Origin of the sequence: Echinimonas agarilytica (assembly GCF_023703465.1) — a bacterium.
GTDB classification, from domain to species: domain Bacteria; phylum Pseudomonadota; class Gammaproteobacteria; order Enterobacterales; family Neiellaceae; genus Echinimonas; species Echinimonas agarilytica.
Map to the genome: position 1 here is coordinate 13,090 of NZ_JAMQGP010000002.1, position 25,374 is coordinate 38,463.

Sequence of the window (25,374 nt, forward strand, 5' to 3'; positions counted from 1 at the left end):
ATTAAGATTCCTTTTTAGGTTGGCGTTGGCCAAATATAGCGGTGCCGATACGAACCATGGTGCTGCCATGCTGAATTGCAAGTTCGAGGTCTTGGCTCATTCCCATCGACAGTGTATCGACCGATGGGTGCTCGGCCTTCAGTGCATTAAATAACGAGCGCATGGTAGCAAATTGTTCGGTTAAACGTTGGGTATCGTTGGTATTTTCCACGATGGCCATCAGGCCGCGCAATGACAGGTTTGGCAGGGTTTCTATTTGACTCACCAGTTGAGGTAATTGTTCGATACTCACACCCGCTTTTTGATCTTCCTGACTGACATTCACTTGAATACAAATATTTAAAGCTGGGAGGCTTGAGGGGCGTTGGTCATTTAGCCGTTGGGCAATTTTGTCTCGGCTTATGGTGTGAACCCAAGCCATGTGCTCTGCAAGGCCTTTGGTTTTGTTGGATTGTATGGGACCAATAAAATGCCAGTTTAGCTCCAAATGAGATAAACGTTGTGCTTTTTCGATGGCTTCTTGACTATAGTTTTCACCAAAATCGAGTTGACCTAATGCGGCGACTTGCTCAATTTCCGAAACCGGTTTGGTTTTTGACACTGCCAGCATCTTGACAGAGTTTGGGGCTCGGCCAAATTTTTGGGCAGCAAATTGAACTTGGTCGTTTGCAGCAGCGAATCGCTCTGTTAGGGTTTGCATAATTTCGTAAAGGCTAACCATTTGGAGTTATTGGCCATGGATATTACCGAACTTTTAGAATTTAGTGTAAAGCATAATGCATCTGATCTGCATTTAAGTGCTGATATGCCTCCGCTTATTCGCGTTGATGGCGACGTACGCAAACTAAATGTTGCGCCGTTAGATCACAAATCAGTACATGCGCTGATCTACGATATTATGAATGACAAGCAACGTCGCGATTATGAAGAGCAACTCGAAAGTGACTTTTCATTTGAAGTGCCAGGACTGGCACGCTTTCGTGTCAATGCATTTGTGACCAACCGAGGCGCAGCTGCGGTATTCCGAACCATTCCATCTAAAGTCTTAAGCTTGGAGGAGCTCGGAGCGCCCGATGTGTTCCGTTCTATCTCGGACAAACCAAGAGGGTTGGTGCTGGTGACGGGACCCACGGGTTCGGGTAAAAGTACCACGCTTGCAGCGATGGTAGACTATGTCAATCAACATCGGAATGATCATATTCTGACCATTGAAGATCCGATTGAATTTGTTCATGAGAACAAGAAATCGCTCATTAACCAACGCGAAGTTCATCGAGATACGCACAGCTTTAGTAATGCGTTGCGCTCGGCATTGCGTGAAGATCCCGATGTGATTCTGGTAGGGGAAATGCGCGATTTGGAAACGATTCGTTTGGCGATGACAGCAGCAGAAACTGGGCATTTGGTGTTTGGCACTTTGCACACCACCTCCGCTCCTAAAACGATCGACCGAATTATTGATGTGTTTCCAGCCGAAGAAAAATCAATGGTGCGTTCCATGCTATCTGAATCACTTCAGGCGGTGATTTCTCAAACGCTGTTAAAACGCAATGGTGGTGGTCGAGTGGCGGCTCATGAAATCATGATTGCCACCCCTGCGATTCGAAACCTGATTCGGGAAGATAAAATTGCTCAAATGTATTCCGTGATTCAAACGGGAATGGCATTGGGTATGCAAACTTTAGATCAATGCCTTCAGGATTTGATGAATCGTGGGTTGGTTGCTCGCGAGGAAGTGATGAAGAAGTCTGCTGGCAAGCAAACCATATAAGGAATCACCATGGAACTGTTGAGACCCTATTTGCAACAAATGGTCGAGCGCAAAGGCTCTGATTTATTTGTGACCGTAGGTGTGCCGGTTAGCGTGAAAGCACATGGCTCTTTAGCGGCATTGGATCAAAATAAACTGAGCTCAGAAGATGCAGAGCGTCTTGTTCATGACACCATGAACGACACACAACGCGCCGAGTTTGAAGTAACCCATGAGTGCAACTTTGCTATTGCTTTGAATGATGTAGGGCGTTTCCGTGTGAATGTGTTTTGCCAGCGAGAGCACTTGGGGATGGTGATCCGCAGAATTGAAACCAAAATTCCCGATGCTGATGAATTGCAACTTCCGCCGATTCTAAAAGATGTGATTTTGTCTAAACGTGGCCTATTTTTATTTGTGGGCGGAACTGGAACGGGCAAATCTACATCGCTTGCGGCCTTGCTGGGTTTTCGAAACCTAAAAACATCGGGTCACATTCTAACCATTGAAGATCCGATTGAGTTTGTGCATGAGCATCGCCAGTGCATTATCACGCAGCGCGAAGTGGGCATTGATACTCCGAGCTTTGATTCGGCTTTGAAGAATAGTTTACGTCAAGCGCCGGACGTGATTATGCTGGGCGAAATTCGCACCTCCGAAACCATGGAGTACGCGCTATCGTTTGCTGAAACAGGGCACCTTTGTATTGCTACATTGCATGCCAATAATGCTAACCAAGCATTGGACAGAATGTTGCATTTGGTTCCGAAAGAAATGCAGGACCAACTGCTGTTCGACTTATCGTTGAACCTAAAAGCTATTGTGGCTCAGCAATTGGTGCCAACAAAAGATGGAAGTGGCCGTAAAGCCGCGATTGAAGTGTTGATCAACACGCCGCATGTGTCGGACTTAATTCGTCGTGGAGAAGTGCATCGCATCAAAGAAACCATGTCGAAGTCGAAAGAGCAAGGAATGCAAACCTTTGATCAGGCCTTGTATGAGTTGTTTAAACGTGGCGACATTACCTATGCCGATGCTTTGCATGCGGCCGATTCAGCGAATGACTTAAGGTTGATGATCAAATTGGCCGATGAAAAAGAGGGCAAAGGAGGCGTGCTCGATGGCGTATCCATTGATATGGATTAACTTCTGAACGTTGGTATATTGTGAGTGATTCGCCGCTATGAATCACTCATCTCTCAAATTCTTTAATCACTTTCTCTTTCATTGAACACAATTTGTTAAACTGGTGGGCAACTTATTCTCAGTGAATACGCTGCTGTATGATTGCGCTTCTTATTAACCAAGGCACATACGTGCTTTTGCCGATCTTGTGTATTTCTCTGTTGGGGAACTATGGTTCCGTTTCAGATATTGCAAGTTTTTCGGTTGCTTCGGCAATTGCTGCTCCAATTGCGCTACTCGTTGCTGTGCCTCATAAAAATTCCGCATTAACCATTCGCGGAGTTTCTATTTCCGGCTTTTTATCCATACGTTTATTGATAATCGCATTCGCGATTTTACTGCTGTTACTGTGTGCCAGTATTATGCCAGCTGCCGTCGTTGGCGCGACCGTATTGCTGTTGAAACTTTCGGAGTTGATTGGAGATGTAGTCACCGTTCAGCACGTTAAACGTCAGCCTCACGACAATGCGCCAGGTGACAAAACCTTGTTGCTCTACAGTGTATTCAAGCTTTTGTTGTTGGCGCCGTTTATCTATCTTGCCTCGCTTGGTTTTTTTGTTGAAGGTCTTCAATTCTTGGCCATTGTGTGGGTCGTTTTAGCATGGCGTATGTCTGGCCAAAAATTTGATTTCAAGGCGGCGAGCGAAAGCGCCAACAAAACGCTTGCGCCGTCTTTGATGGCGGGCATTACCGCGGTATTGCTGGCGGTTCAAATCAACATGCCTAAATATTTGATGGATGTAACCGAACATTCTGAGGCCATTGCAATATTTACCTGCTCTGCATTTATCGGTATGGGCGGTGTATTGTTAGTGAACCTTGTGTGTTTAAAGGATCTTCGAAATTTCTCCATTCGATTGCAGCAAGGCGATTTTCGAGTGATTGGCGACTTTAGTATCAAGGTATTTATGGCTTCAGGCTTATATGCAGCCTTATGTATGATATTGGCTTATGGTGACATCGCTGCTTTTTACATGCGTTTATTTGGGCTTGATTGGTCGGCTTATGAATCTTTGCATTGGGTCTATTACGCAGCCTTAGCTGCTTCAGTTTTTCAAGTTGCCGCGTCAGCAGGTAACCACTATTTAATGGCCGCTAATCGGTATGATTATCCGGCCATATTCAATAGCACCATGGTGTTGCTATCACTCGTGTTATGTTTAACGGGTTTTAAGCTCTATGGGCTAGAGGGACTGTTTGTTGGTTTTGGTTTGGTGTACGTGATTCAAGCCATTGGTGTTTTTGGCCTGTTTCGGTCACTTGTCCGATATAAGCTGGTGGTACCTCGGCGTTAAACATCGAGGGCCGAGTCGACAATAGAGTCGAGATTGTTATTATGAAACGCACTGCCGGCGACGAACAACAGGATGTCGTAGCCATATATAGTTGGAGTAACTGAGTGATTAAACGCATTTTTGATGTCGTTGTGACCGTCCTAATGGTTCTGACATTGTGGCCTGTGATGATTGTGTTGGCGCTGCTCATTCGCTACAAATTGGGTGGACCCATTCTCTTTTGTCAGGTGCGTCCGGGGCTCAACGGCCAGCCTTTTAAAATGTATAAGTTTCGAAGTATGACTGATGAAAGAGATGAAAACGGTGAATTGTTGCCAGACAGCGTTCGTCTCACGTCATTTGGTAAATTGCTTCGGGCGTCAAGTTTGGACGAGTTGCCGGAATTATGGAATGTGCTGAAAGGCGAAATGAGTCTCGTTGGCCCGCGCCCTCTGCTAATGGAATATTTGCCGCTATACAGCACCGAACAAATGCGCCGACATGAAGTTCGCCCCGGTATTACTGGATGGGCTCAAGTGAATGGTAGAAATGCGATCTCATGGCAACAGAAGTTCGAGCTTGATGTGTGGTACGTTGGCCATCAAACCTTATGGCTCGATCTTAAAGTTTTGTTTCTTACCGCGTACAAGATTGTGAAGCGCTCTGACATTAGTAGTGACACATCTGCGACTATGGAGAAGTTCGAGGGCAACCGATAATGCGATTAGTGATTCTAGGTGCCGGGGGGCATGGCAAAGTTGTATTGGATGTTGCCCAACAAATAGGGCGTTATTCAGAATATATCTTTTTGGATGATTTCCACCCTGTCGGCAGTTTGGTTGCGAATACTGAAGTGGTTGGAACATTGGATTCGTTTAAACAATTCGAGTCCAACAGTGAGTTCTTTATTGCTATGGGTCGTTGCCAAAGTCGAGAAATTTGGTATCAAAAATTGGACGTGGCTGGTTTGCCACTAGCCACTTTGGTGCACCCATCAGCGGTGATCTCACCATCAGTGACGTTAGAGCGAGGTGTTTTAGTGTGTGCGGGAGTGGTAGTAAACCCTCATGCTCAAATTGGGCTCTGTACCATTTTAAACACAGCATGCTCGGTTGATCATGATTGCGTCATTGGAGACTTCAGCATTATTTGCCCAGGCGTGTCTCTTGCGGGAGCTGTCTCTATCGGCCCGCGTTGCTGGATTGGAATCGGCTCCACCATTATTCAACAAGTCAACGTGGCTAGCGATTGTGTGCTTGGCGCTGGCGCAGTACTTTTACACTCCACAGAATCACATCAAACATTAGTTGGCGTGCCAGCTAAAGCAATTCAACAAGGGAACGTCAATGCTTAATACACCTTATTCGCCGTGGCCAAGCTTTACTCAAGAAGAAGCCGATGCTGTACAACGAGTACTGCTGTCTAACAAAGTCAATTATTGGACAGGGCAAGAAGGGCGGGAGTTTGAGAAAGAGTTTGCAGCATTCAGTGATTGTAAATATGCCGTAGCGGTAGCGAATGGAACAGTTGCACTCGATTTAGCGTTTCATGCGATAGGGTTGGGTGAAGGAGACGAAGTCATTGTGACGTCAAGAACGTTTTTGGCGTCAGTGAGTTCCATTGTAAACGCTGGCGCAATTCCTGTGTTTGCTGATGTCGATCGGCAGAGTCAAAACATCACAGCCGACACTATTCGGCCGCATATCACAGAAAAGACCAAGGCGATTGTTTGTGTTCACTTAGCCGGTTGGCCTTGTGATATGGATGAGATCTTAGCGCTTGCAAAACCGTACGAGATTAAAGTGGTTGAAGACTGCGCACAAGCGCATGGAGCGAAATACAAAGGTCGTTCAGTGGGTGGTTTAGGGCATATAGCAGCGTGGTCTTTTTGCCAAGACAAAATCATGTCGACGGGCGGTGAAGGCGGTATTGTGACAACCAATGATGAAGCCTTATGGAAAAGAGCGTGGGCGTTTAAAGATCATGGCAAAAGCTTTGATAAAGTTTACAACACACAACACCCGCCAGGCTTTCGTTGGTTGCACGATTCATTTGGTACCAATTGGCGGTTGACCGAAATGCAATCTGCCATTGGACGAATACAATTAAAACGAATGCCACAATGGACTTCAATCCGGCAGCGCCATGCCAAGGCTTTAAATGACGCGTTAAAACAATTTGAATTTATTCGAATTCCAGATCTACCAGATGACATTGAGCACGCGTGCTACAAACATTATGTGTTTGTTGAACCATCGAAACTATCGACACAATACAGCCGAGACCAATTAATGGCAGAGTTGAATGAAGCTGGGGTGCCCACGTTCTCGGGGTCGTGTTCAGAAGTGTATCTTGAAGATGCATTTGCAGGGAGTCATTTGCAGCCGGAACAGCGTTTGAAAATGGCACAGGAACTGGGCGAAACGAGTTTAATGTTTCTTGTTCATCCCACGTTAGAAGACTGCGAAATAGGGAAGTTTTGCGATGGGATCAAACAAGTTCTGACAAAAGTTAGTCCTTAGTCAAATTCTTGACTGTACGGTTGTTGTTAAAAAGTAACCAAAATGTTAGATTTGGATTAAAGATCGTGAACAGTTGTACCTATGATCATAACTAATTACTTAGATAAAATGCCACGCAAAGCGAAGCAGGTGGTCGTAATTGCATACGATGCCTTTGCAATGGCATTGTCTTTTGTTGGCGCTTTTTGGTTGCGTCTGGGGTGGGATTCCTCAAATCTTCATTCCGATCAGCTCATTGTTTTAATGACATCGATTGTCATTGCGCTGGGTATTTCGTCTTTTTCAGGCGTATACCGAGCGGTAACACGCTTTATGACAGGTTCCGTATGGCTTTTAACCATTATGTCTGTCGTTATCGCATCCGCTTATATGCATGCTGTGAGTGTGTTTGCTGACGTATTTATTCCACGATCAATTCCAATCGTATTTGGTGCTTTCTCGGTTTGTTTACTGAGCATTCCCCGTGGTTTGTTGAGTTTAACGTTTGTTCAAAACAAAACTCTCAACAAAGAGAAGGTGGTTATCTTTGGTGTAGGTTCGGCTGGCCGCCAACTCGTTAACGCCCTTAATTCAGGGCGAGATTATCATCCCGTTGCATTTATTGATGAAAAACAACGTTTTGTGGGGTCGTCAGTACTCGGATTGCATGTATACGGCTTCGAGCAGTTGGAAAAGCTCAAACGCCATCATGGCCACATTAAAATACTATTGGCTTTGCCAAGCACCACAGCAGAGCGTCGGCGTGATCTGATCAACAAGATCGAACCATTTGCGCTAGAAGTACTCCAAGTGCCTCATTTAACTGACATCGTCAGTGGTAAGCATCGTATTGATGATTTGCGCCATGTTGATGTGGTGGAAGTGTTGGGCCGTGAACAGGTGCAACCGATACAGGACCTATTTGAGCGAAATATTCGTAACAAGGTTGTTATGGTGACCGGGGCGGGAGGTTCAATTGGGTCTGAATTATGCCGCCAGGTGATTGACCAAAAACCTAGGGTTCTTATTTTCTTCGAATTGTCTGAGTTCAATCTTTATAAAATTGATGCTGAGCTAGCTCAAAAAGCAAAAGCTCAGGGCACTAAACTAGTCCCCGTATTGGGCTCGGTATTAGATCAAACACTGGTTCGCGAAGTGATGAAGCAAAACCGTGTGGACACTGTTTACCATGCGGCAGCCTATAAGCATGTGCCAATTGTTGAAGCCAACGTGATGTCGGGCGTCAACAATAATGTATTTGGAACTAAAACAGCGGCAGAGGCAGCGATTGAATGTAACGTCGAAACATTCGTGCTGGTCTCAACGGATAAAGCGGTGCGGCCTACCAATGTCATGGGGGCGAGCAAACGATTTGCTGAATTGGTGCTTCAGGCACTTGCCGAGGGAAAACACAATACTCGTTTTGTGATGGTTCGATTCGGCAATGTATTAGATTCGAGCGGTTCTGTGATGCCATTGTTTAAGAAACAAATTGAGAACGGCGGTCCAATTACGGTCACACATCCCGATATTATTCGTTATTTCATGACGATTCCCGAAGCCGCGCAATTGGTGATTCAAGCTGGTGCGATGGGCAGCGGTGGCAACGTGTATGTGTTGGATATGGGCAATCCGGTGAAGATTGTTGAGTTAGCCTACAAGATGACTCACCTGATGGGCTTGTCTGTTAAGGATGAGAAGAATACCAGCGGCGACATTGAAGTGAAGTTTACCGGGTTAAGGCCGGGTGAAAAGCTTTATGAAGAGCTGCTTATTGGCGATGATACGATTGACACCAAGCATCCTCGAATCATGTCGGCGAATGAATTTTCATTGCCTTTGTCACAAACATTACCTTTACTGGATAAATTATCGGCGGCTATTTTGCGTCATGATAGTCGAGCCGTGAAGCGCGTGTTACTCGAAGCTCCTTTAGCATATGACCCATCAGAGCCGGTAATGACGTTAGTTTCCAGTGCAGATGACAAGTTAGCGGCGGTTAATTAACCAATCAGTACAAGGTTTTAAATAAAAGGCTTTACCTTTTGATCGAGTGCGTTATAATCCTGCTCGCTTATCTAGGGGCGTAGTTCCAATTGGTAGAACAGCGGTCTCCAAAACCGATGGTTGGGGGTTCGAATCCCTCCGCCCCTGCCAAATTTAAGTAGACCCGGCCTTGCGCCGGGTTTCTTGTATCTACACCATATAAATTTCTTCTTTATTGAATCCGATCGCCCTATATTAGTGCAATACCTATTGATTCTAATAATTCCCGCCGTTATCTTGGTGCATTGTGTTGGTGCGTTTTTAATTATTATTCATTTAAAACAGGTGGTTATATTTTTGGCCTGCTCTTTGCTGAGTCATTGTGTAAGAAGTTAATTGATAAAAGCTCTGCAACGAGTTTTTACAAATTGCCCATAACAATGCAATGAAGCATTAGAGAATATAGTGGCTATGCAAGAAGAACAGTCTGTCATCAAAATTATGTTGGTTGATGATCAAGTTGAACGAGCGGCGCTTGTTGAAGCAACGCTAATTGACAACAACTTTGATGTTGTTGCCAATCTACCCAACGCCTCTGGATTACTTCATCAAATCGGTCTGCATATGCCAGATATCGTCTTGATGGAGTTGGACTCTCCCGATAGAGATATTTTAGAAAGCCTTGCGTTCGTCAATAACCATCATCCCATTCCTGTTGTGATGTTTTCAGAAGACGACAGTCAGCAATTTATGCAACAGGCGGTAGAAGCAGGAGTGAGTGCGTATATGACTCATGCCATTGACCCAAATAAAGTGAAAACTGCGATTGATCTCGCCATGGTGCAGTTTAGACAGCATCAGGCACTTAAGCAGGCACTGATAGATAGTAAAGCCGAACTTGAAGTTCGAAAACGTATTGAGCGAGCAAAAGGCTTGTTGATGGCAACGCAGAAACTAACCGAGCAGCAAGCTCATAAACATTTACGTGATTTAGCCATGAGAGAACGCTGGAGGCTGGAGCAAGCTGCAGACAAGTTAATTGAAAACTTACTGCCGAAAACTTCAGATGTTGAAACTACAAAGGAGGTTGGGTGTGAGCGTTAATCCGTCCATTAAGTTGGGTTTTGTTCGTTTGATTGATAGCGCCCCACTCATTGTTGCTGAGCAATTAGGCTTGTATAAACACCATAATCTTAACGTTGAATTACAACGTGAACGATCATGGGCTGCTATTCGAGACAAGTTGGTTGCGGGTACTATTAGTGGCGCGCAGTTGCTCGCGCCATTGGGAATAGCCATTCATTCCGGACTGATGGGGCATAAGAAAAAGCTCGATATGAGCCTAAGCCTTGGTTGTAATGGCAATGCCATATCCATGTCTTCACGCTGCTGTGCTCAGGTGAGAGCGCTGGGTGGGGAACTTGGCAGCAATCCTATGGTCAATGCTCAGAGCTTTGGGGAATGGGTTCGACATCGAAAACAACCGATTGTGCTGGCAACAGTACACCCATATTCAGTCCATACCTTTCAATTACATGCTTGGTTACGCTATGCAGGCCTTAATCCCGAGACGGATCTGCAGATTGTAACTTTACCGCCTGAACAAATGGTGGATAGTTTAATAAGTGGCCAAATTGAAGGGTTTTGCGTTGGATCGCCATGGAGTTCTGTAGCGGTTCAGAAAGGGGTTGCGGAGATTGTTGCTACAGGCGCACAGCTATGGAGTCAAACACCTGAAAAAGTACTAGGTATGTCACAAGCTTGGGTGGATGAAAACCCAGAAACATACGAACGTTTACTTGCCGCAGTGCTTGGGGCTTGTGCTTGGTTGTCTGATCCGAGTAACAATGACAAAGCCGTTGCGATGTTGGCCCGTCAGGAATATTTAGACTTGTCACCGGCGGCATTAAAGCCTGCAATTTCTGGGCAGCTAGTGCTTAATCGTTTGGGTGAGGAAATACTTGTTCCTAATTTTCACGAATTTTATGGCCGCTTGGCCAATCAATTGTCGGAGATACAGCAGCAATGGTTGCTCACGCACATGCACAGTTGCGTAGCTCCTCATAAACTTACGCTGAAAGACATCGAGAGTTGTTTTAAAAGTGGCTCATTAGCGCAAGCCGAGAAGTTATCGGGAAGTGCTTTACCTGCAATAGCAGGACACAAAATGCCAATGTTAGTCACTATGCAGTAATACGAGTTAAAGGTTTTAGCAATGAAAGGTTTTGTTAGTTTAGTTGGAGCTGGTCCGGGTGACCCTGATTTGATTACCGTAAAAGCATTAAAAGCGATACAAACAGCAGATGTGATCGTTTATGACCGCTTGTCGGCTCCTGAGTTGTTAGAGCATGCAAAACCTGACAGCCAGCACATATACGTAGGGAAAGCGAAGGGGTGTAAGCAAATGTCGCAAAAAGACATTAATCGCTTGTTGGTAACGCTTGCACAGCAACCACGCCGAATTGTTCGCCTGAAAGGCGGTGATCCTTTTGTGTTTGGCCGTGGCGGGGAAGAAATGATGTCTCTGCGAGAAGCTTCGATTGAATACGAAGTGATTCCTGGAATTACCGCCGCAAGTGGTTGTGCTGCCTCGTGCGGTATTCCTTTAACTCACCGTGAAGTGGCGCGAGCAGTCACCTTATTAACGGCACATGGCAGTGATGGAAAACTCCCAGAACAATGGCATGCGTTGGTCCGCCACGATCACACGTTAGTGATTTATATGGGGTTGAGCAAGTTAGCCACTATTACTCAAACATTAGTGCAGCAGGGGCAATCTCCAGATATGCCAATTGCAGTGATCAGCCAAGGCAGCACGCCTCAGCAGCAAACGGTGATCGGTACCCTAAATAACGTGGCACAACGCGTATCGGACGCAGAGCTACCTTCGCCAGCACTGATCATGATTGGTGAATCAGTATTGTTTGCCGAGCATCTTGAGCAGGTGTCTTCTGAGTGTACGCATCAAGTCGCGTGATTCCACTTGCGTGCTGCATTCGGTATGATGGGTGAATTCCACTTCACCCTTGTAACTATTATGAATCAATCTCAATGGCAATTGCTTGATGCGATGGGGGTGAGTAGCTGGCAGCGTAAAGCTGCTGGTGAACTATTGTGCCCCGCAAGTATTCAGACGAATACACCCAGATCGTCGGATTTGATGATTGCAGTTATAGCACCGAAAGACGATTGGGTTTCGGGCCAATTGCTCTTTAAATCAATTGCCAATGCGATTGATTTACCACTTACCAATTTTCGTTACTTCCACGCCATTGAAGACTTACTTCAACACACTTGTAATGAGTTTGACGTGATTTGGTTGGTAGGGAACAAAGCCACTTCAAACTTGCCTTCTAGTTGCAAAATCGTCGAATCTGAATCATTTTCGGTTATGCAACAAAACAGGCAAGCCAAAGGAGCGCTTTGGAATCAAATCAAAGAATTTAGACGTGACGCCTGACCCTTCATTTCGACATTACAACGCATCAGATATTGATCAAATCGCAGCGATAGAGGAGCGGGTACAAGTCACGCCTTGGCCACGCAGTATGTTTATCGAGCCGCTGGAGTATCATCGTTACTTTGGTTTTGTGCTTGAGTGTGAGACAGAGATTGTTGGATTCTATATTGCTGAATTTATTGCAGGAGAAGCGACCTTACATAATGTGGCGGTGAAACCTGCTTTTCAAGGACGCGGGTTGGGCAAACATTTATTGCAGCATTTGATAGAGCAGTGCCGTGACAGAAAAGCGGAGCAGCTTTTTTTGGAAGTTCGAGAAAGCAACACTACAGCTCGTGGACTATACGAATCATTTGGTTTTGAGCAGGTCGGATTGCGCAAAGACTACTACCGAGCTGCTTGGGGCAAGGAGAACGGCTTAGTGTTAGCAAAGGCTTTCTAGCTTTTAAGCGGGGTGCTTTACTCTTGTGTATTGCAATCTAATTGTCATAGTCACATGACAGTCTGAAGTAATATTCTCATTTCGCATGATTGACTTATGTTACTCAGATTTACACTTCTAATCCTCTTACTTCCTTTATTCCAAGGCTGTTCAAGCATCGCTCGCGGCATTACAGAAGCTGTACTGGAGCAAGACAATGTTGAGTACCAACGCAAGTGTCAAGTGTTTGGACGACCTTTTGAAGGGCTTGAGAAGGCTTGGTCAAACCAACAACCTGATGAAATCCGTGAGTTACGATTGCTGGTGGTTCATGGCGCAGGTAATTATCGCAGTGGTTATGCTGATGCGATGAATTATTCTATCGCAGAGCGGCTTGGTTTAACGCGAGTCGATGCGAGGCCGTTGAGCATTGATTTACCTCAGGGAAAAAGCCTCGGGGTTGAATATCCATCGGCTAAAGTCGCAGTGACTCGTTTTCGTAATGCGCAAAATAATCGGCAACTGTTGGTCTTTGAATTGAGCTATGTTGATATTACTCGCCAAGATAAGATGCAATTGGCATTTGATGAATCGTCAGCCATGACAAATCAGCGTGTGGCCGTAAATAAACAACTGAAAGAAATGCTGAATATGCATGCTTCCGATCCTATGATTTATTTGGGTCCCACAGGAGACTTAATTCGAGGGGCGGTCAGTCAGACCATGTGCATGATGCTGCGTGCAGATTGGAATCAACTGACGTCTCAACAAGCCGTGCCTTGCGATGAAAATTACCAACATAAGCTACCTGATAATACCCACTATGCCATCGTTACTCATAGTATGGGGAGTCGAGTTGTAATTGATGTCCTTCAAGACAACGCAGAGACTTCCGTCAATAAAGCATCGTTTGAGCCTCTATTTAAAGAACGACGGCTGCCTGTTTTTATGCTGTCGAATCAGTTGCAGTTGATGCAGCTAGGCCGCACAGCTCCCAATGAGTTCCATCAAGAGCGAGATTACTGTTCAGCTCATTCGGCTGATTTTGATAAGCGCTTAGTGAGAGATTTAGAACTTATCTCGATTACCGATCCCAATGATATTTTTAGCTACACGGTGCCACAATCATTTGTTGATGAATTTGTTGATGCTCGATTGTGTCCATCACTTATTAACGTGGTCACTCAGGTTGCGGTTCCTATCAACATTCTGGGAATGACTGAATTGGCAGAACCTATGACAGCCCATAAAGGTTACTTTTCAGATACGAAGGTTTTGGATGTGATTGCTTTTGGATTGAATGGCGCATTGTTGAATTCAGAAGGACATGCGAGCTGCCGATGGAACGATGTGGTTGAAGACTAATTGGCAGCACACAAAGGTGTTCTGACGTAGCAGTAAAAAATATTAGAAAATTTAGTGCTATGATGCTGAAAGCTATCAAGATAGAGCCTAGATTGGCTTATTTTTGAACAGTTTAGCCTTATGAAGTTAGAGAATAGCGAATGCTTTAACAAATCCACACTATATTCATAACAAAAAGCACCAATATGAACTAAATTTCTATGGCATATAGAATTTTTTGCATTATTAGCCGTGAATAGATGAAGCGCGAGAGGACCATGGAATGAAATATTGGTTAGCCAGAGTTGGCTGCTTAGTGATGGCGTTAAACTTGTTGGGGTGTAGTGATGACCCGCAAGTCGAAACTAAGGAAATAGTTCGGCCTGTCAAACTGTATACAGTTGAACTGGACGATATAGTTGTTCATCAATTTCCTGGAGAAGTGCAAGCCAGTGATCAAGCTGTACTTGCTTTTCGAGTGCCAGGACAAATTGCCAAATATCATGTTTTATCGGGTGAGCAAGTTGAAGCGGGTCAGTTGTTAGTTGAGTTGGACAATACGACTTACCAGTTAGAGTCTGACAATGCACAAGCTGCTTACGAACTTGCGCAAGTCCAACATTCACGTGCTAAGGCCTTAGTGAAAGACTTTTTAATCTCTCAACAAGACTTTGATCAGTCAAAAGCCGATCTATTAGTGGCGGAAGCAAATTTAGACAACGCAAAGTCGCAAGTCGATTATTGCCGTCTGTATTCACCGTATAACGGTGTCGTGGCTAATACCTATCACGAAAATTTTGAATATGTACAAGCCCAGCTTCCAGTATTGTCTGTGCATACGGATGCCAATGTTGATGTGATTGTGCAAGTTCCAGAACGTGTTTTTGAGATCATTTCTCGGACACGTCAAGCCAATAATGACGAGAAAGTCGAAAGCGATATTCAAGTTCAATTTCCTGCTATCCCAACAGAAACATACAAAGCAACGGTGAAAGAAGTGAGTACGGTCGCTGATCCTGACACTGCATCGTTTGCAGTAACGCTGACACTTCCCGACCCCGGCTCTATTAATTTATATGCAGGGATGTCTGCAGCTGTGACCGCGTCGCTGGCAACTGGCGATCGGGTGCGGACTCCGAAGTTACCGGAGAACAGCACCTTTGAAGTCGAGGGTAAAGATTATGTTTGGGTTGTTGATTCTTCCACTCAGCGCATTAGTCAGCGTCAAGTTAGCTTGAACGATGAAGGAGGGCTGGTTTCTGGTCTCAAACATGGTGAGGTTATCGTCGAAACCGGTACGCAAGAATTAAAAGATGGCCAAGTGGTGAAGCATTGGGTCAAGGAACGAGGGCTATAACACATGAAAAAAGCAATTTTTTGGGGAGCATTGTGCACCTCTTGTTTAGGCTTAATGGCTTGTTCCGATGCGCCTGAACACGTCGTCAAAGCGCCTTTGGTTGAAGTGATTCAACTGCCCCAACGAAATAATAGTGATGTCCAAACATTTCCAGCTGTTGTTCGGGCAAAAGATTTAACGCATTTAGGATTCCGAATTTCTGGAGAGATCGCCACGCTTCCGGTTAAAAATGGTCAGCAAGTGAAACAAGGAGAGGTATTGGCAACCTTGGACGCAACCAATTACACCCTCGCTGTCCAAGATCGCAAGGCCAAAGTTGATTTAAGCAAAGTGCAAATGGAGCGCTCTAAAGTCATGGTTGCTCAAGGCAATATGGCCAAGAGTATGTATGACGAGCTTGAAGCTCAATATCGTATGGCTCTTGCAGAATATAACATTGCAAAGACTAATCTTGCTTATGTAGATTTGGTCGCACCGTTTGACGGCATTATCTCCAAGGTTGTGCTGGAAAATCACGAAACAGTTCAGCCTGGAGCGAGTGTTGTTGAGATGCATCGCATTGATAAAGTTGAACTGTCCATTGATTTACCAGATTACGTTGTTGCCACCGCTCGCCGATCTGAAGATGAAACTGAAAACCGTAGTTTGGACATTGATGTGACACTCGATAGCTATCGGGGAGAAACTTTCAAGGCAAAATACATTGAACATACTGCGGAGCAATCTGCAACGGAGAAAACCTACAAGCTGATCTTAGAGATGCCGCTGCTCACTAACAAACCTGCACTGCAAGGAATGGCGGGCAGTATTGAATTAGATATGAGCCGCTTAAACCTTCAGTTTAAAGAAAACTTTCTGGTGCCAGGCGAAGCAGTGTTGGTGCCAGATTCAATTGATCTAACGACTGGAAAACGTGTGCTTTGGCGCTTAAAACCAGATAATACCGTAGAGCAGATTAGTGTCATTGTTGGTGGTGTTAAAGGTAAATTGTTAGAAGTCAGTGGTGACTTGACCGAGGGCGATATGATCATCACTCGAGGACAAAATTATTTGGTAGATGGGATGCAAGTAATCGTTAAAAAGGAAGGGAGTGACGCATCATGAGTGTAGCTGAGTACTTTGTTAAGAATAAAGTTATCAGCTGGATGTTTACGATCATCCTTCTGGTAGGCGGTGCGGTTTCATACACAGAGTTAGGACGTTTAGAAGATCCTAAATTTACCATTAAAGATGCGTTGGTTCTGACAGCATATCCCGGGGCAACACCACTACAAGTAGAGGAGGAAGTCTCTTATCCAATTGAAAAAGAGATTTTGACGCTGCCTTATGTGGACGAGATTAAATCTATTAACAGCCGAGGTTTGTCACAAATCACTGTGACCATGAAAAATACCTACGGCCCCGACGATTTGCCACAAATTTGGGATGAACTCCGTCGCAAGGTGAACGACCTCAAACCGAATTTACCGCCAGGTGTTGGTGAGCCCAATATCATTGATGATTTCGGTGATGTATATGGTGTGATGCTAGCTATTACAGGTAAGGGGTACAGCTACAAAGATCTGATGGATTATGTTGATTTCATCAAGCGTGAAATTGAACTGATTCCGGGGGTCGCTAAGGTTGCGATTGCCGGTGCGCAGCAGGAACAAGTCTTTATTGAAATGTCGCTCAACAAGTTAGCCGCATTGGGACTCAATCCTAACAATGTGTATAACATGCTCACTACCCAAAATACGGTACAACCGGCCGGAGCACTTCGTATTGGCGATGAATACATTCGCTTTCATCCCACCGGAGAATTTAAGTCCGTTAAAGAACTTGAAGATCTTATTATTACATCTGAAGGTTCAAGCAAACTGATTTACTTGAAAGACGTTGCTACGGTCACAAAAGGGTATCAAGAAGTTCCAACCAACATCATCAATTTTGATGGTGCAGAAGCGATTAATATTGGTGTCTCTTTTGCTGATGGTGTCAACGTTGTTGAAATCGGTAAAGCCATGGATGCTCGGTTAGCTGAATTGGATCAATTCCGCCCAGCGGGGATTGAAGTTGGTACCATTTACAATCAACCGAAAGAAGTGGACAAATCAGTTGCAGCCTTTGCATTGAATTTGTTGGAAGCCGTAGCCATTGTTGTTGTGGTTCTTCTGGTATTCATGGGGTTGCGATCTGGTTTACTTATTGGTTTGATTCTTTTCCTCACCGTGATGGGTACTTTCTTGGTGATGAAGTGGTTTGCGATTGACCTCCAACGTATTTCATTGGGGGCGCTGATTATTGCTCTAGGGATGCTGGTGGATAATGCCATTGTGGTGGTCGAAGGCATATTGATAGGGCAAAAACGGGGAATGACCAAACTCGAGGCTGCCAAAGATATTGTTGGACAAACGATTTGGCCATTGTTTGGTGCAACGATTATTGCAATTGCCGCGTTCGCACCTATTGGCTTGTCTCCCGACAGTACCGGTGAATTTGCAGGAAGTTTATTCTGGGTTCTATTAATCTCTCTATTTTTGAGCTGGATTACTGCAATTACATTGACACCTTTCTTTGCTCATATGTTTTTTGATGAGACAGAAAAGAGCGAAAAAACCAGTGATGAGGAAGACGACCCCTATAAAGGAGCGATCTTTGTTTTCTATAAAGGCTTTTTAGACTTATGCATGCGCTTCAGAGGCCTTACCGTTGCTTTAGTTGTTGGTGCTTTCATGTTGTCTATTTGGGGGTATGGGTTTGTAAAGCAATCGTTCTTCCCCCCTTCAACAACTCCCATTTTCCTCATTGATTTATGGTTGCCTGAAGGTTCTGACATTCGCTATACACAAGAAGTGACGGGTGAAGTGGAAGAATGGGTGTTACAACAAGAGTCAGTTCAAAATGTAACAGCAACCATTGGGCAAGGCGCACAACGATTCATGCTGACCTACGAAGGTGAGCGCGCTTATGCAGCATATGCTCAATTGCTAGTTCGTGTGGAAGATTTTGAAGCAGTCATGCCAATGATGACTAAGTCACAGCAAATGCTGGATGCTGAGTATCCGTTTGTGATGACTAAGTTTAAGCGACTCGAGATTGGCCCATCACCGTCTGCTAAAGTTGAAGCGAAGTTCATCGGACCCGATCCGGATGTCTTGCGACATCTTGCCCAAAGCGCAATGGATGTCTTTTACAATGCCGGCGGAACGGTCAATGTTCGTCACGATTGGCGAGAACGCACCAAAATATTGGAGCCTCAGTTCAATGAAATACAGGCGCGACGATTAGGCATTACTAAGGCTGATGTTGATGATGCGCTACAAATGAATTTGTCGGGCCTTAACATTGGTTTGTATCGTGAAGGTACTTCATTGCTTCCAATCGTTGCTCGTTTGCCTAAGGAAGAGCGAGCACAAGCACTCGAAGGTATTCGTTTGTGGTCACCAGTGGCTCAGCAAATGATTCCATTGCGACAAGTGGTTGATGGTTACAAAGTAATTTGGGAAGACCCGATTATTCAACGTGAAGATCGCAAGCGGATGATCACAGTGATGATGGATCCGAACTTTAGCTCAGGTGAAACAGCCACAACGCTTCGCAATCGTGTGATTGACGATATCGAAGCGATTGAGCTACCATCGGGTTATGTGTTGGACTGGGGAGGCGAGTATTCCGACTCTAAAGATGCTCAAGAAGCGTTGTTTGCCACGTTGCCAATGGGTTACTTATTTATGTTCTTAATCACTGTGTTTTTGTTTAATGCAGTGAAAAAACCATTAGTGATTTGGGCCTGTGTGCCTCTTGCGATGATCGGTATTGTGAGCGGCCTTCTAATCCTAGGTAAACCATTCGGCTTTATGGCCCTATTGGGCATGTTAAGTCTATCGGGTATGTTGGTGAAGAACGGTATTGTATTGCTAGATCAAATCAACATTGAGATGGCTTCGGGCAAAGAACCCTACAAAGCTGTATTTGACTCAGCAGTGAGTCGTGTTCGCCCTGTATGTATGGCCGCAATTACAACCATTCTAGGTATGCTTCCTTTGCTGATCGATGCCTTCTTCGAGTCTATGGCTGCCGTTGTGATGTTTGGTTTGGGAGTGGCAACGATACTCACCTTGATTATCGTTCCTGTGTTGTTCTGTATGTTCCATGGTGTTAAATACCGGCCACTGGCAGATATTGAAGGCAAAGACTAATCGTGACTGTTTGTAAAAAAGGCGCCTACGGCGCCTTTTTTATGAGTTGCTCTGTGACTGATATTGGGTTGAATTGAGTGTGACATCAATTGGACCGGTATATTTTTACCCCTTATGAAAATAAAAGCGAAAGAAAAAAGATTACTGAAAAGGGCATTAAGCGAGTGGGCTGAATCTGAGTTCCTGTCGGAACAACAGCGTGATCAGTGCGAAAAGTCCATCGAAGTAGCGGGCTTTGACTGGCATCGATTTGCTCAATACATGCTCTGGGCAGCCTTACTGTCATTGGCTATATCCTTGGTATCGTTGGTGCTTGATGATTGGCTTATGGCTCTGATTAAACGCATTTTCAATGCAACCGAACTGTCGAAGGCAGCGGTCTCGGGTGGATTTGGTTTGAGCTTGTTGATGGGGGCAAAATACTTTGCCAAGCTATCTCCTCGGCAGCGCCTCACATTTGAAACACTTATCGTCATTTCTGCCATGTTTCTTAGTACTTCAGCCTACTTTGGCATACAGAGCTTTTATGGTGAATTGATGATAAGGCCATACGTGTTGCTGCTCGTCTTGTTATACGCAGCCATGTCGTATGTGTTTGGCTCTCAAATTTTGTGGAGTACTACATTAGTCATGTTGACGGTTCTATTTGCGTTGAATCTATCTGATGTTGAACGTGGCTTTTTACCTTCATTTGCAACGTCTGTAGCTTTGCGATTAGTGCTTCTAGGCGGTTTAGTTACAGTGTTATCGTTCTGGCAAACATCCCATCGTACCCTGGGTTTTCAATTGATTTCTCGCCACTTTTCGGCCGTGTTGGCTTTAGTCGCGCTTTGGGTAATGTCGTTCACAGGACTTTCTGAGGACACCTCTCTTTTTGGCACTTTAGAGCTCTGGCCTTGGTGGGTCGTAGCGGTAGGTGTTGCATTTATGGTTCTGGTCGCAGGCCTAAAGTGCCATGACTCTGTACTGAGTCAGGTGGGTATCTTATTTGTGTTATTGAATATCTATACACGATTTATTGAGTTAGCTTGGTTTCACTGGAGTAAAACGGTGTTCTTTGCCGTGTTGGGCTTAAGTCTGTGGGCGATAGGTCACTTTTCAGAGCGCCTGTGGCTGATCCAATCTAAACCAAAGGCGCGGGCAGAAACAACGAACGGAAGGCCTTAGCTGTCAACCGTGGGGTTAGTTGGTTTAATATCATCACTCGGATAACAGCCTAAAATTTTGATAAATGTGGTGATTTCACCAAGATTTTTCAGTGCATTTCTCATGTTGTCGCTGTCAACGTTGCTTTCTACATCGACATAAAACATCTCTTCCCATGGGTTTCCGGGAATAGGGCGCGATTCGAGTTTGCACATATTAATTTTGTTTTGCTTTAAAATGAGCAAGGCATCTACCAGAGAACCTGGACGTTGCTTCACCGACATAATAAACGTAGTTTTCGCAGGAATTTGAGCTGCCACATCAATAGGTTTTCTCGCGACAACAATGAAGCGGCTGTAGTTTTGTTTTTGATTGGCAATGCCGGTTTGGATGGGGGTAAGGCCATACAAACGCCCCCCCTCTGAATTACCAATGGCTGCAACATCATCGCGTTGAAGTTGCGAGACGATCTCTAATGCATTGGCAGAGCTATCTGCTTGTTCTATTTTGATATCGTTCAACGTACTGAGGTATTCACTGCATTGAGCGACAGGCTGAAAATGCGAGTAGATTGTTTTAATTTTGTGTTCTTCAGTGTCCGTTGCCACGAGTAAGCAATGCTCAACAGGCACTGATAACTCACCTACAATATGCAAACTGGTGTGTTGGAGAATGTCATACACCTCATTAATACCGCCTGAAGATGTGTTCTCTATGGGGAGTAATGCGTAATCGGCTCTGCCACTTTCAACCGTATTTATAATTTCTTTAAAGCTTGCACAGCCATGCTCAATGACTTCTTCGGCTCGTCTTGCAAAATACTTTTGAGCAGCTAAGTGAGAGTAGGAACCTTGTTGCCCCAAGAATGCCACGCGTACTTTATGTGCCACAGTTTCAGGGTTGATGTGGTTTTGCAAATAAGCTTGCTGTAGCAAAACAGAATCTTCAATGATGCTATGGAAGACTTGGGTGACATATAGCGCATCAAGATTGAGTGCTTTGCCTTGCTCGATGAGCTTGACCAAGAGTTGTTGCTCACGTTCGGTATCACGCACGGGCTTGGTCGTTGCAAGTTTGCTTTGTGCAACATTAATACTGAGCTTGCGGCGTTTAGAGAGTAACTCTAGGAGCTGACTATCAGTTGAAGATATGTCGATTCTTACTTGATTAAGGTCTGGCGAAGACATCTGATTCCCTCTGTGCCGCAATCTATTTATACAGCCAATAAAAAAGCCTCCCATGCAAGGGAGGCTCTGATGATTCTTTTTATAACGTAACCAACATCACCGTCCCGACAAAGGGAAGCTAAAGAAATGCTTAAACGATTGAGGAGGTATTTGTTTCATAGCCCCCAATCTAAGGGATTGAGGGCTCGTATGTCAACTGAGAGTGCCATGAGAGCCGAGTTTTATTCGTGCTCTCACTTGACGGGAGTTAGGCAGCTTGGGTGCGACTCGCTGTTTGTTTGCCGCGGTAACGAATGAGTTGCTGCTTTAGCTTGTCAACCAAGCGGTTGGTTGCAGTGTTAAATTCTTCATGTTGAGCTTTGGCAAACAATTCTGAACCGGGTATGCCTATTCGTGCTTCCACCACAATATCGAGACCATCTTTATCAACGATGACGTGGGGGTTAAATAGGTCGGTATCAAAACGATTAAGCTTTTCAAAAGCTTGTAAGACATGTTCTTTCATGGATGGGGTGACTGACATAGTTTTGCAGGTAATTTCGATCATAATCGTGTATTCCTTTTTCGTTTGCCACACCCTTAGAATACGGTTCAAGCTCAAGAAAAATGTGATTTAGATCAAGTCTAAAGACGGGAAAGAAAGTTCCCAATAATATTGTGAGAAACGCTGCAAATCTATTGAAAATATGAGTGCTGAAATGGATTTTTCTAGAACCGGTTGTGGTGTCGTTTACGAGGCCTTAATCCAATTCCAATCATGAACTCAAGTGCAGCTAATATGAGTACTGTCGCGAGAATCATTATTAAGAGCATGATGTACAACCAAATTATCTATAGTGGTTAAGAATTAACCTGTTTTAGATTGTTCAGCTGCGCCTGTCAAATACTTTTTGAAAAAGGTTATATATTTGAGATTCCTGTCTGTTTTTTATACAGACACAACGTTCCCTGAAGAACCAATTTGGGATTTTCCGCCTTGTGCGGTGTAGGTTGTTGATGCACCCTGCTGACCAATTTTTGACATAACACCGTGAATACGGCCAATGCTTGTCATGGCTAGCGCGATCGATTTGCCGTTGTCTTCATTCAACTGTTTACAGAGTTGAAGCATAGCTTTAGCTTTTGCTAAGTGCCTTTGAAATTGTTGAGCTTTCAAGTCAAATGCGGCAAGAGCTTGATCACCGGCTTGAAGTTGCCGCAGAATGTCATTTTTTTTGGGTGGAATGGCGCTCAAATCATCGAGTTTTCGCTCAGACAATATCTTTTGCTCAACGAGCAAAAGTTCTTGAAGTTGGTTTAAACGTTGCAGTTGTTGACCTAGAAGGTCTAACGCTGTTTCTGAGTTACTCATTAGGAGCTCACATAGTTACCGATTTCTTGTTCAAAATCTTGCAGCTTTTGTGCCAACCGTTCGGAATCAACAGTGTATTGACCCTCTGATAGCGCTTTTTTAATTTGGGCGACTTTTTCCTGATTGAAGGAATCTGAAGTAGACATGTTCCGTTGCATTTGTCCTAACGATTGCGCCTGCTGTGTTAAAGACACAGAATCCTTGGGTACAACCTGAGCTTGGCTCGTTTGGTTAGATTGAGTTTGGGCAAGTTGACGCGTTTGTTGCTGATTGGCGGTGCCTACCGCTTTAGACTCGCTGCCTTTCACTTGCGTGTTGTGCCCAGCATTCAATCGATTAATATCAATTGCCATAGTGATAATTCCCAATCAAAAAGAAACAAATGTTAACTCCCTTAGTATATCGGACGTTGAGAGAAAAACTTTAATAAGAATTTATATTTTAACCTGAACGCGACCTGTCGCACTGACGACAGCCGATATTTTTCGACCCGAACGTTTATTTTCTACGCGTACAGCTTGGCCCACAATACCATCAGATAAAGCTGTCCCTTCAGTTTTTAATACTAAACCCTGCCCTACGGCCTCAATAATAATCTGTTCGCCTTTGCATACTTGGCATAAATTGCGACTACGAATCACTTGGCCAGGACTGATGGAGTGCTTGACGCGGGCTCCTACTATTTGTTCAAAATTATTGTAGTGAGCACCACGAAGAGCAAACGCATCGCGGTACTCAATGGCGATATCATCGTCTTCGAGTATAGTGCCTGCTTGTACCGCAGACTTGGTAATAATCGCGGGTTCCATTCGTTTGACTTGCGTTGGAATGTAAAGCGACCAAAGGGTGTCGGACGACTCACTAACGCAAGACGCATGAATTGTATTTTGGCGACCGATGGTTTGCCGTTTGCCTGTCATGCGAAAGCTTACCGGTTGAGGACAATCATCTAAACGGATTCGAGGATCGAGTCCCCTTACTTCAACTTCCCATCTTGTTTCTGGAGATTCTTCGAGTTGGTTGACAATATATTGACGCACTTGCAATCGAAGATCATCGAGCGAAACCGATGCAATACTTTGAAATGACGTTGCATATAGGGCGCTTATTCCAAATATTGTGAGTAAGGTGCTAAATCCTTTTGGATTTTTCATTCGATTTCCCATAGATTCAACTATGCTGTATAAACGCTGAAGGCGTCGTAACAATGACGCAGACACAAACTTAATAGGGTGTCACGCAAACTGCGTGCCACCTCTAGCATTGAAGTGAGGTTGTATTCATGGCTGGGATTCTAGACTCAGTAAATCAACGTACTCAACTTGTAGGCCAGAACCGTCTTGAGTTGCTATTGTTTAAGCTTGGTGGTCGGCAGCGCTACGGCATTAACGTGTTTAAAGTGAAAGAAGTGCTGCAGTGCCCAAATTTAACCTCTATGCCAAAACGTCACCCTTTTATATGCGGCGTTGCACATATTCGAGGACAAACCATATCTGTGATTGACATGAGCTTGGCCACAGGTGGTCGACGTATTCAAGATGTTGAGAATTGCTTCATTGTAATCACCGAATATAACCGTTCTACTCAAGGCTTTTTGGTCTCCTCAGTCGAACGTATTGTTAATGTAAATTGGGAGTCTATTCAGCCGCCACCGGTAGGTTCAGGTAAAGCGAGTTACTTAACAGCGGTAACTGAAATAGAAAAAGAACTTGTCGAAATTCTCGATGTAGAAAAAATTCTTCATGAGATTGCTCCGATTTCTGCAGATGTCAGTGAAAAGATCATTGACCAAAAAGCCGCTGTTGCGAACGAGGGCAGAGCCATCATGATTGCAGATGACTCTAGTGTTGCTCGGAATCAAATTAAGCGCGCATTAACACCGTTAAATATGGAAATCCATCTTGCTCGAGACGGAAAAGAAGCGCTTGAAACCTTAAGAAATCTGGCTGAGACACACGACCCCATTCATGATTGGATGCCGGTAATAATCTCTGATATTGAAATGCCAGAGATGGATGGTTACACACTATGTGCGGAGTTACGTAACGACCCAAAACTCAATAAACTGCATGTGATTTTACATACATCGTTAAGTGGTGTGTTTAATCAGGCGATGGTGTCCAAAGTTGGCGCTGATAACTTTATTCCTAAATTTAATCCCGACGAGCTTGCTGAAGCAGTACAAACTGCCGTTGAGCAAGCGTTATCGGCGACTAAATAACATCAGAATG

The 25,374-nt window shown here is 44.6% G+C and carries 24 protein-coding genes and 1 tRNA gene; 19 read left to right on the top strand and 6 right to left on the bottom strand.

Translation table 11 applies throughout. From position 1 onward, the window contains the following. Position 1: 1 nt before the first annotated feature. Positions 2 to 700 (bottom strand): YggS family pyridoxal phosphate-dependent enzyme, encoded by a 699-nt coding sequence (locus tag NAF29_RS04370; RefSeq protein ID WP_251260881.1) that lies wholly within the window; start codon positions 698 to 700, stop codon positions 2 to 4. Positions 701 to 736: 36 nt separating this feature from the next. Here NAF29_RS04370 and NAF29_RS04375 point away from each other — a divergent pair, with 36 nt between their 5' ends. From NAF29_RS04375 to NAF29_RS04460, 18 genes are all read left to right on the top strand, one after another. Beyond that, positions 737 to 1,771 carry a type IV pilus twitching motility protein PilT gene (locus NAF29_RS04375; RefSeq protein ID WP_251260284.1) on the top strand — a complete coding sequence of 345 codons (1,035 nt, stop codon included), beginning with the start codon at positions 737 to 739 and terminating at the stop codon, positions 1,769 to 1,771. A gap of 9 nt (positions 1,772 to 1,780) precedes the next feature. Continuing rightward, complete coding sequence (locus tag NAF29_RS04380; protein ID WP_251260285.1) at positions 1,781 to 2,896, top strand: PilT/PilU family type 4a pilus ATPase; 1,116 nt, start codon at positions 1,781 to 1,783, stop codon at positions 2,894 to 2,896. Positions 2,897 to 3,033: 137 nt separating this feature from the next. After that, on the top strand, positions 3,034 to 4,230 hold the full coding sequence (locus tag NAF29_RS04385; RefSeq protein WP_251260286.1) for a polysaccharide biosynthesis protein: 1,197 nt from the start codon (positions 3,034 to 3,036) through the stop codon (positions 4,228 to 4,230). Positions 4,231 to 4,334: 104 nt separating this feature from the next. Further along, positions 4,335 to 4,928: a sugar transferase gene (locus NAF29_RS04390; RefSeq protein WP_349665553.1), complete on the top strand. Its 594-nt coding sequence runs from the start codon at positions 4,335 to 4,337 to the stop codon at positions 4,926 to 4,928. Next, on the top strand, positions 4,928 to 5,563 hold the full coding sequence (locus NAF29_RS04395; protein WP_251260287.1) for an acetyltransferase: 636 nt from the start codon (positions 4,928 to 4,930) through the stop codon (positions 5,561 to 5,563). Before NAF29_RS04390 ends, NAF29_RS04395 begins: the two co-directional genes overlap by 1 nt. After that, positions 5,556 to 6,731 carry a DegT/DnrJ/EryC1/StrS family aminotransferase gene (locus NAF29_RS04400; RefSeq protein ID WP_251260288.1) on the top strand — a complete coding sequence of 392 codons (1,176 nt, stop codon included), beginning with the start codon at positions 5,556 to 5,558 and terminating at the stop codon, positions 6,729 to 6,731. The genes NAF29_RS04395 and NAF29_RS04400 overlap by 8 nt, the downstream gene beginning before the upstream one ends. An 81-nt stretch (positions 6,732 to 6,812) precedes the next feature. Next, positions 6,813 to 8,717, top strand: a complete 1,905-nt coding sequence (locus tag NAF29_RS04405) for a polysaccharide biosynthesis protein (protein WP_251260289.1) — start codon at positions 6,813 to 6,815, stop codon at positions 8,715 to 8,717. A 73-nt stretch (positions 8,718 to 8,790) separates the two neighbouring features. Further along, positions 8,791 to 8,867 (top strand) — tRNA-Trp (locus tag NAF29_RS04410). Between the two features lie 300 nt (positions 8,868 to 9,167). Next, positions 9,168 to 9,800 carry an ANTAR domain-containing response regulator gene (locus tag NAF29_RS04415; protein ID WP_251260883.1) on the top strand — a complete coding sequence of 211 codons (633 nt, stop codon included), beginning with the start codon at positions 9,168 to 9,170 and terminating at the stop codon, positions 9,798 to 9,800. Further along, on the top strand, positions 9,790 to 10,890 hold the full coding sequence (locus NAF29_RS04420; RefSeq protein ID WP_251260290.1) for a CmpA/NrtA family ABC transporter substrate-binding protein: 1,101 nt from the start codon (positions 9,790 to 9,792) through the stop codon (positions 10,888 to 10,890). The genes NAF29_RS04415 and NAF29_RS04420 overlap by 11 nt, the downstream gene beginning before the upstream one ends. 21 nt (positions 10,891 to 10,911) lie before the next feature. Beyond that, entirely contained in the window at positions 10,912 to 11,673 is a 762-nt protein-coding gene (gene cobA, locus NAF29_RS04425; protein WP_251260291.1) for a uroporphyrinogen-III C-methyltransferase, read from the top strand. A 60-nt stretch (positions 11,674 to 11,733) separates the two neighbouring features. After that, entirely contained in the window at positions 11,734 to 12,156 is a 423-nt protein-coding gene (locus NAF29_RS04430; protein ID WP_251260292.1) for a DNA polymerase III subunit psi, read from the top strand. Then, positions 12,146 to 12,598, top strand: coding sequence for a ribosomal protein S18-alanine N-acetyltransferase (gene rimI, locus NAF29_RS04435; protein ID WP_251260293.1), 453 nt, complete (start codon positions 12,146 to 12,148; stop codon positions 12,596 to 12,598). The genes NAF29_RS04430 and rimI overlap by 11 nt, the downstream gene beginning before the upstream one ends. A 96-nt stretch (positions 12,599 to 12,694) precedes the next feature. Then, a complete protein-coding gene (locus tag NAF29_RS04440) occupies positions 12,695 to 13,942 on the top strand; it encodes a hypothetical protein (protein ID WP_251260294.1) in 1,248 nt (415 codons plus the stop codon). 262 nt (positions 13,943 to 14,204) lie between these two features. Then, positions 14,205 to 15,278 (top strand): efflux RND transporter periplasmic adaptor subunit, encoded by a 1,074-nt coding sequence (locus tag NAF29_RS04445; protein WP_251260295.1) that lies wholly within the window; start codon positions 14,205 to 14,207, stop codon positions 15,276 to 15,278. Between the two features lie 3 nt (positions 15,279 to 15,281). Next, positions 15,282 to 16,382 carry an efflux RND transporter periplasmic adaptor subunit gene (locus tag NAF29_RS04450; protein WP_251260296.1) on the top strand — a complete coding sequence of 367 codons (1,101 nt, stop codon included), beginning with the start codon at positions 15,282 to 15,284 and terminating at the stop codon, positions 16,380 to 16,382. Beyond that, positions 16,379 to 19,459: an efflux RND transporter permease subunit gene (locus NAF29_RS04455; RefSeq protein WP_251260297.1), complete on the top strand. Its 3,081-nt coding sequence runs from the start codon at positions 16,379 to 16,381 to the stop codon at positions 19,457 to 19,459. The genes NAF29_RS04450 and NAF29_RS04455 overlap by 4 nt, the downstream gene beginning before the upstream one ends. A gap of 114 nt (positions 19,460 to 19,573) precedes the next feature. After that, positions 19,574 to 20,626: a hypothetical protein gene (locus NAF29_RS04460; RefSeq protein WP_251260298.1), complete on the top strand. Its 1,053-nt coding sequence runs from the start codon at positions 19,574 to 19,576 to the stop codon at positions 20,624 to 20,626. On the opposite strand, the gene pheA is transcribed toward NAF29_RS04460, so the two are convergent. From pheA to flgA, 5 genes are all read right to left on the bottom strand, one after another. Beyond that, positions 20,623 to 21,792, bottom strand: a complete 1,170-nt coding sequence (pheA, locus tag NAF29_RS04465; RefSeq protein WP_251260299.1) for a prephenate dehydratase — start codon at positions 21,790 to 21,792, stop codon at positions 20,623 to 20,625. The genes NAF29_RS04460 and pheA overlap by 4 nt on opposite strands. A gap of 247 nt (positions 21,793 to 22,039) precedes the next feature. Continuing rightward, positions 22,040 to 22,339 carry a ribosome hibernation-promoting factor, HPF/YfiA family gene (gene hpf / locus NAF29_RS04470; protein ID WP_251260300.1) on the bottom strand — a complete coding sequence of 100 codons (300 nt, stop codon included), beginning with the start codon at positions 22,337 to 22,339 and terminating at the stop codon, positions 22,040 to 22,042. 381 nt (positions 22,340 to 22,720) lie between these two features. Then, on the bottom strand, positions 22,721 to 23,143 hold the full coding sequence (flgN, locus tag NAF29_RS04475) for a flagellar protein FlgN (RefSeq protein WP_251260301.1): 423 nt from the start codon (positions 23,141 to 23,143) through the stop codon (positions 22,721 to 22,723). Continuing rightward, complete coding sequence (flgM, locus tag NAF29_RS04480) at positions 23,143 to 23,496, bottom strand: flagellar biosynthesis anti-sigma factor FlgM (protein ID WP_251260302.1); 354 nt, start codon at positions 23,494 to 23,496, stop codon at positions 23,143 to 23,145. The genes flgN and flgM overlap by 1 nt, the downstream gene beginning before the upstream one ends. 81 nt (positions 23,497 to 23,577) lie before the next feature. Continuing rightward, the gene (gene flgA, locus NAF29_RS04485) at positions 23,578 to 24,297 is read right to left on the bottom strand and encodes a flagellar basal body P-ring formation chaperone FlgA (protein WP_251260303.1); all 720 of its coding nucleotides are present in this window, start codon (positions 24,295 to 24,297) and stop codon (positions 23,578 to 23,580) included. A gap of 128 nt (positions 24,298 to 24,425) precedes the next feature. On the opposite strand from flgA, the gene NAF29_RS04490 reads away from it, so the two are divergent. Then, entirely contained in the window at positions 24,426 to 25,364 is a 939-nt protein-coding gene (locus NAF29_RS04490) for a chemotaxis protein CheV (protein ID WP_251260304.1), read from the top strand. Positions 25,365 to 25,374: the final 10 nt, after the last annotated feature.

What these genes read in the sequence shown, in the direction of transcription:
- NAF29_RS04415 (WP_251260883.1), top strand. Translation starts at nt 9,168, where the DNA reads ATGCAAGAAGAACAGTCTGTCATCAAAATTATGTTGGTTGATGATCAA.
- NAF29_RS04445 (WP_251260295.1), top strand. Translation starts at nt 14,205, where the DNA reads ATGAAATATTGGTTAGCCAGAGTTGGCTGCTTAGTGATGGCGTTAAAC.
- NAF29_RS04490 (WP_251260304.1), top strand. Translation starts at nt 24,426, where the DNA reads ATGGCTGGGATTCTAGACTCAGTAAATCAACGTACTCAACTTGTAGGC.
- NAF29_RS04460 (WP_251260298.1), top strand. Translation starts at nt 19,574, where the DNA reads ATGAAAATAAAAGCGAAAGAAAAAAGATTACTGAAAAGGGCATTAAGC.
- hpf (WP_251260300.1), bottom strand. Translation starts at nt 22,339, where the DNA reads ATGATCGAAATTACCTGCAAAACTATGTCAGTCACCCCATCCATGAAA.
- cobA (WP_251260291.1), top strand. Translation starts at nt 10,912, where the DNA reads ATGAAAGGTTTTGTTAGTTTAGTTGGAGCTGGTCCGGGTGACCCTGAT.
- NAF29_RS04400 (WP_251260288.1), top strand. Translation starts at nt 5,556, where the DNA reads ATGCTTAATACACCTTATTCGCCGTGGCCAAGCTTTACTCAAGAAGAA.
- flgM (WP_251260302.1), bottom strand. Translation starts at nt 23,496, where the DNA reads ATGGCAATTGATATTAATCGATTGAATGCTGGGCACAACACGCAAGTG.
- NAF29_RS04430 (WP_251260292.1), top strand. Translation starts at nt 11,734, where the DNA reads ATGAATCAATCTCAATGGCAATTGCTTGATGCGATGGGGGTGAGTAGC.
- NAF29_RS04375 (WP_251260284.1), top strand. Translation starts at nt 737, where the DNA reads ATGGATATTACCGAACTTTTAGAATTTAGTGTAAAGCATAATGCATCT.
- NAF29_RS04440 (WP_251260294.1), top strand. Translation starts at nt 12,695, where the DNA reads ATGTTACTCAGATTTACACTTCTAATCCTCTTACTTCCTTTATTCCAA.
- NAF29_RS04380 (WP_251260285.1), top strand. Translation starts at nt 1,781, where the DNA reads ATGGAACTGTTGAGACCCTATTTGCAACAAATGGTCGAGCGCAAAGGC.
- NAF29_RS04405 (WP_251260289.1), top strand. Translation starts at nt 6,813, where the DNA reads ATGATCATAACTAATTACTTAGATAAAATGCCACGCAAAGCGAAGCAG.
- NAF29_RS04395 (WP_251260287.1), top strand. Translation starts at nt 4,928, where the DNA reads ATGCGATTAGTGATTCTAGGTGCCGGGGGGCATGGCAAAGTTGTATTG.
- NAF29_RS04385 (WP_251260286.1), top strand. Translation starts at nt 3,034, where the DNA reads ATGATTGCGCTTCTTATTAACCAAGGCACATACGTGCTTTTGCCGATC.
- NAF29_RS04450 (WP_251260296.1), top strand. Translation starts at nt 15,282, where the DNA reads ATGAAAAAAGCAATTTTTTGGGGAGCATTGTGCACCTCTTGTTTAGGC.
- flgA (WP_251260303.1), bottom strand. Translation starts at nt 24,297, where the DNA reads ATGAAAAATCCAAAAGGATTTAGCACCTTACTCACAATATTTGGAATA.
- pheA (WP_251260299.1), bottom strand. Translation starts at nt 21,792, where the DNA reads ATGTCTTCGCCAGACCTTAATCAAGTAAGAATCGACATATCTTCAACT.
- flgN (WP_251260301.1), bottom strand. Translation starts at nt 23,143, where the DNA reads ATGAGTAACTCAGAAACAGCGTTAGACCTTCTAGGTCAACAACTGCAA.
- NAF29_RS04370 (WP_251260881.1), bottom strand. Translation starts at nt 700, where the DNA reads ATGCAAACCCTAACAGAGCGATTCGCTGCTGCAAACGACCAAGTTCAA.
- NAF29_RS04455 (WP_251260297.1), top strand. Translation starts at nt 16,379, where the DNA reads ATGAGTGTAGCTGAGTACTTTGTTAAGAATAAAGTTATCAGCTGGATG.